This is a genomic window from Mycobacterium sp. TH-M25 (assembly GCF_057473665.1).
Map to the genome: position 1 here is coordinate 1 of NZ_JBYCLA010000141.1, position 3899 is coordinate 3899.

Here is a 3899-nt window from a genome sequence, read left to right on the forward strand (position 1 = left end):
GAACGAGTCGAGTTGCCCGGTGACCCGGTCATCGAAACGGGTGCCCAAGGCGATCAGCAGGTCGCTGCGCTGCAGGCCCGCCACTGCCGAGACGGTGCCGTGCATACCCGGCATGCCCAGGTGCTGGCGGTGGCTGTCGGGGAAGGCGCCGCGTGCCATCAGCGTGGTGACGACGGGGATTCCGGTCAGCTCGGCAAGTTCGAGCAACTGCTCGCATGCCTCGCCCCGGATCACCCCGCCGCCCACGTAGAGCACCGGCTTGTGCGCTGCGGCGATCAGCTTGGCCGCCTCGTTGATCTGCCGGTTGTGCGGCTTGGTGTTCGGCTTGTAGCCGGGCAGGTCCATCCGCGGCGGCCAGCTGAAGGTGCACTGGCTTTGCAGCACGTCTTTCGGGATATCGACGAGCACCGCACCTGGGCGGCCGCTCGCGGCGATATGGAAGGCCTCGGCCATCACCCGGGGGATCTCGTCGCCGTCGCGAACCAGGAAGTTGTGCTTGGTGATCGGCATCGTGATGCCGGAGATGTCGGCCTCCTGGAAGGCGTCCGTCCCGATCAGCGAACGTCCGACCTGGCCGGTCACCGCGACCACCGGGATGGAGTCCATCTGCGCGTCGGCCAGCGGCGTCACCAGGTTGGTGGCGCCGGGACCGGAGGTGGCCATCATCACGCCCACTTTTCCGCTGGCGTGGGCGTAACCGCTGGCCGCGTGGCCCGCACCCTGCTCGTGGCGAACCAGCACGTGACGTAGCTTCTTCGAGTCGAACAGCGGGTCGTAGACCGGAAGCACGGCGCCACCGGGGATACCGAAGATGACCTCGACGTCGAGCTCCTCCAGCGACCGGACGACCGACTGTGCTCCGGTGAGTTGCTCAGGCGCAACATGTTTCGGGCGAACCGTCGGCGGCTTGGCAGCAGGCTTTGCCGCGTCGGAGGCGATACGGGCGACATCCTGCGACGCAGGCTTGGCGGGTGCGCTCACGGTGTCCTCTTTGTCCTCTGGGTCCTGTTGGTCCTACGTGTGCTCTGGAAAGGGGTGGGCAACAAAAAACCCCCGTCAGCTCAGCGGCTGCACGAGGGTTGCGCGTTGGTCGACTCGATCAGTCAGGCACCAACGCGCATACGGATTACTACGAGCTCTCCAGAAGTATTCATCGCTCCACGACGGTAGCCGCCGTACTGGTCAAACGTCAAATTCCGGTGGCTATCGGGAACGCCGTCCGGCTCGATGCCATGATGCATGCATGGCCACCGATTCCGCGGCGGACACCGCAGGCACCCCGCCGGTGATGCTCAATGTTTCGCCGATGGCCCACTTCGCAGTGGGATTCTTTGCCCTCGGACTGCTCGTGCCGGTGATGACCTGGCCGGTGACGGCTCCGCTGCTCATCATCCCGGTGCTGCTGTCGGCGTTGATCGTTCGGCTGCGCACGCGGGCCGACCACACCGGAGTCACCGTGCGCACGCTGCTGGGCAGCCGATCGCTGCGCTGGGAGGACATCGAGGGACTGCGATTCAGCAGGGGCTCGTGGGGACGGGCTCACCTGAAAGACGGCCACAACGTGCGGCTACCCGCGGTCACATTTGCCACCTTGCCGCAGCTGACCCGGGCAAGCGCCGGACGAGTGCCCAATCCCTACGCGGACCGGTAACTAGCCCACCGGGTTGGCGCCGTTGAGCACAACCCAGAGCCCGACGCCGGCGCCGATGCCTACCAGCAGCGCGGCAAACGAACCGAGGAACGGCCTGCGGGCCCAGCCGCGGCCGGCGTCGAACCCGTAGCGGCCGGGACCGACGAGGATGACGGCGGCAGCCATCACGATCAGGGAGATCTCGTACTCGTGGCCGTTCGGCAGGAAGTACGGAAAAGAGCGATGACCGTGCTGGGCCGACATCCCCGCGAGCACGCTATTGGTCAGGTAGGCCAGCGCCCCGGCAGCGGCGATCGGCGTGAACAGGCCGAGCACCAACAGCACGCCAGCGGCGATCTCGCCGCCGGCGGCGCAGTAGGTGAGAATCTCGGCGTGCTGGTAGCCGACGCCAGCTATGGCGTTCTTGAAGTCGGCCAGGCCCTGTCCGCCCCACCAGCCGAACAACTTCTGCAGACCGTGGGCGAGGAAAACGGCACCGAGGCCCACTCGCAGGATCAGCAGGCCGAGATGCTGGGTACCGCGACGGCTGGCGGCACGAACGCGCTCGTCGTCGAAGTGTTCGTGGACGCCCATCCCTTCCGGCATGAACACCGCCTGCCGGCCGGTGAGCTGCGGCTGGTAGGGCAACGGTTCGTGGCCGCCCATCACGCCGGCGCCGCTGCTCGACGAGCGGACGCTGCCGGAGTCGGTCGGGTCATAGTGCGGGATCAGGGTCGTGTCGAAATCGCCTGCATAAGCGTCTGGCGGCAGGTCGTCTTCGGGATCGACCAGCTGCGCGGCGGTCTGCCGCTCAGCAGTTGGCAGCCCGGATGAGTCCGGCCGGTGCCAATGTGCGTCTTTCGATTGACTGCTCACGCGTCTGAGGGTAAAGGCAAACTCCTGCGAATCGGGGATTTGAGCGGGGCGTTCGCGATTGCAATTTGCTCACAGCGTCGCGCGGGCGGGCTTTGGCAGGCACCCTCGGCGGACGCGCGGTACCCGTCACGGGCGCAGGCGCGCGCATGTCCGTAATCTGGCAACCATGCGGTTGTGGTGGTCGAGGATGCGCGGTGTGTCTGCGCTCTGCTCGGCAATGCTCGTTCTGACCGGATGCGCCCAGTTCAACGACCTCCAGTCGCAGCCGTTCACCACCGAACCCGAGCGACATGGCGCGCCGAGCTCCGCGCCACCACCGCCACCACCGCTGCCCGACAAGCCGTTCCCGAAGGAATGCCCGGCGCCCGGAGTGATGCAGGGCTGCCTGGATAGCACCAGCGGCCTGCTGATGCAGTCCGACAGCAAGTCGGCTCTGGTCGCCGAACGCAGGACCGGGGCGGTCAAAGAGGTGGCCGTCAACGCCGAGCCCAAAGTGAAAGTCGTCATCCCCGTCGACCCGGCCGGCGATGGCGGATTGATGGACATCGCGCTCTCGCCGACGTACTCCCAAGATCGGCTAATGTATGCCTACATCAGCACCCCGACGGACAACCGGGTCATTCGGGTCGCCGACGGCGACATTCCCAAGGACATCCTGACCGGAATTCCCAAGGGCGTCAATGGAAATACCGGCGCACTGTTGTTCACCAGCCCCACCACACTGGTCGTGATGACCGGCGACGCGGGTAACCCTGTGTTGGCCAATGACCCGGCATCGTTGGCAGGCAAGCTGATTCGCATCGAGCAGCCCACCACGGTCAACCAGGCGCCTCCGACCACGGCGCTCAGCGGCCTCGGCGTCGGCGGCGGCATGTGCATCGACCCAGTCGACGGCTCACTCTTCATCGCCGACCGCACACCCACGTCCGACCGTCTGCAACGAATCACCAAGGACTCCAAGGTTTCCACTGTCTGGGTATGGCCGGACCGGCCAGGGGTGGCCGGGTGCTCGGCGTTGGACGGTACCGTGCTGATCAACCTGGTCAACACCGAACAGACGGTTGCCATCCATCTCGCGCAGGGCACGGGCGCCGTCACCGGTCAACCCGACGTCGTTCGCCAGGACACCCACGGACACGCGTGGGCGCTGCGGATGTCGCCGGACGGCAACATCTGGGGCGACACCATCAACAGGACCGTCGGCGACGCCCAGCGGCTCGACGACGTGGTGTTCCCGCTGTTCCCGCAGGGCGGCGGCTTCCCACGGGCCAACGACGACAAGACCTAACTCGGCGCACAGCGCCGCGAGGAGGAAGCGACGCGCGTCAAGGGGACCAACAACCCTCGCAGTGAGGACCAAAGCCCCGCGCCCTGCAGACGCGACCTTCGTAAC

The 3899-nt window shown here is 66.6% G+C and carries 4 protein-coding genes; 2 read left to right on the forward strand and 2 right to left on the reverse strand.

Annotation, left to right across the window (positions count from 1 at the left end):
• The coding region (locus tag AC2VOU_RS04835; protein WP_486956333.1) for a thiamine pyrophosphate-binding protein at nt 1–981 on the reverse strand (981 nt) is incomplete at its 3' end.
• Nucleotides 982–1288: 307 nt separating this feature from the next.
• Between AC2VOU_RS04835 and AC2VOU_RS04840 the strand changes: the two genes are divergently transcribed.
• Entirely contained in the window at nt 1289–1651 is a 363-nt protein-coding gene (locus tag AC2VOU_RS04840; RefSeq protein WP_486956336.1) for a PH domain-containing protein, read from the forward strand.
• On the opposite strand, the gene AC2VOU_RS04845 is transcribed toward AC2VOU_RS04840, so the two are convergent.
• Nucleotides 1652–2506, reverse strand: a complete 855-nt coding sequence (locus AC2VOU_RS04845) for a DoxX family protein (RefSeq protein WP_486956334.1) — start codon at nt 2504–2506, stop codon at nt 1652–1654.
• Between the two features lie 166 nt (nt 2507–2672).
• On the opposite strand from AC2VOU_RS04845, the gene AC2VOU_RS04850 reads away from it, so the two are divergent.
• Nucleotides 2673–3794 (forward strand): PQQ-dependent sugar dehydrogenase, encoded by a 1122-nt coding sequence (locus tag AC2VOU_RS04850; RefSeq protein WP_486956335.1) that lies wholly within the window; start codon nt 2673–2675, stop codon nt 3792–3794.
• Nucleotides 3795–3899 lie beyond the last annotated feature (105 nt).

What these genes read in the sequence shown, in the direction of transcription:
- AC2VOU_RS04850 (WP_486956335.1), top strand. Translation starts at nt 2,673, where the DNA reads ATGCGGTTGTGGTGGTCGAGGATGCGCGGTGTGTCTGCGCTCTGCTCG.
- AC2VOU_RS04840 (WP_486956336.1), top strand. Translation starts at nt 1,289, where the DNA reads ATGCTCAATGTTTCGCCGATGGCCCACTTCGCAGTGGGATTCTTTGCC.